This window comes from Chloroflexota bacterium, assembly GCA_015478725.1.
Classification (GTDB): domain Bacteria; phylum Chloroflexota; class Limnocylindria; order Limnocylindrales; family CSP1-4; genus C-114.
Genome location: JADMIG010000101.1, coordinates 1 through 1,575, shown reverse-complemented (window position 1 = coordinate 1,575; position 1,575 = coordinate 1). Strand labels below are relative to the sequence as shown.

Below are 1,575 nucleotides of genomic sequence, written 5' to 3'. Positions count from 1 at the left end.
GTAGTGGTTCAGGAATCATCAACGGCTGACCTTGCTATGGGGACAGGAATCGGGTAGAGTGAGAGGCATGCAACCCTTTCCAGAATATGTGATGCAATTAAGAAATGATGTGCGTTTGCTCCGGTTGGATAAAGATCGGCTGACGCGTGCTCACTTCACCCAAAAGTGCAAAGCCGAGCAGTTCCAAAAGCAGTTGAAAGAACAACAGCGACGGATAAAAGTCCTCGAAAAAGAGAATGCGCAGCTCAAACGGGAGCTGGAGCAGGCGACCAAGACGAAGAAACGCTATCAAGTCGCCCTCTTTGATCATGGGAACTTTCGCCACCCGACAGAGCCGACCAAGAAGACCAAAGGGGGCCAACCGGGGCATGCTGATACCAATCGAGAAGCCCACCTAGAGTCGCCCCCCTGTGAGAAAAAACGCCTCTTTGCGCCCGTGTGTGGCCACTGTGGCGTGGCCCTGGCTCGCGTGCAGGCGACGCGACCCAAATTGCTGGTGGATCTGGTGCTGCATCCCGAAGTGGTGAGGGTACTCATCGAGAGTGAGCGACAGTGGTGCGGTCATTGCCACCGCGAAGTTTCCGCCCGCGATGAACGGTCCCTTCCGTTTACCGAGTATGGCCTCAACACGTTTCTGCTGGTGCTGATCCTGCGCTTTACGAGTCATGCCTCTCTGGCCAATATTGCGCGTGTCCTCGAGATCAGTCATGGCCTGTCTCTTTCAAAAGCCTCGCTGTGCAATCTGTTAGCGCAAGCCAAGAGCTATCTCAATGGGCAGTATGAGCAGCTCATTGCCGCGGTGAGAGCGGGACAGGTGATGTACAACGATGAGACCGGCTGGTTGGTTCACGGGCAAAAAGCCTGGATGTGGATCATGGCCAATGAAGAGGTGACGGTCTACGTGGCCGCTGAGAGCCGTGGCAAAGGGATCGCCCACGACCTCTATGGCGAGAGCCACGCTCTCGCGATGCATGATGGGTACGCCTCCTACACCAATGCCATCCCCCATGAGAACCATCTCTATTGTTGGGCGCATGTGTTACGCTTTGCCCATGAGGAAACCGTCTTGGAGCCCGAGGGGTCGCCAGCCAAGAGCTTTACCGATCACCTGGTGGCGATCTATCATCTCAAAAACGCTCTGAGCGGCACGCCTCTACAGACACGGCTCCGTGCAGAAATGGACACCTTGCTAGCAGTGAACTCGGAGAATCCCTCCATCCTGGCCATCCAGGCCCGACTGCGCGTGCAACACGAGGGCTTGATCCGCAGCCTGCTCTTGACTCCCGATGGCACCAATAATTTGGCCGAGCGCGAGTTACGCCCCTTGGTGATCACCCGCAAAATCTCCAATGGCTCCGATACCTTTGGTGGCATGGAGACCACGGCCATTCTCGCCAGTGTGGTTCAAACCGCTAGCAAACATGACGGCTCCGTGCTTCTCTCCTTACAACGCTCTCTGCAAGATGGCGTCAAAGAACAGTTCCCCCACTCTCGCCATCCGGTCGGGGTTGACTCCTCCTAACTTCTCTTCCCTTCCCCTCACATCTCTTCCTTTGATAAATCCTGAACCACTAC

At 55.7% G+C, this 1,575-nt stretch carries 1 protein-coding gene; it reads left to right on the top strand.

Annotated elements, in window-relative coordinates; translation table 11 throughout:
• Positions 1–67 precede the first annotated feature (67 nt).
• A complete protein-coding gene (locus IVW53_15935) occupies positions 68–1,522 on the top strand; it encodes a transposase (GenBank protein ID MBF6607053.1) in 1,455 nt (484 codons plus the stop codon).
• The last annotated feature ends 53 nt before the right edge of the window (positions 1,523–1,575 follow it).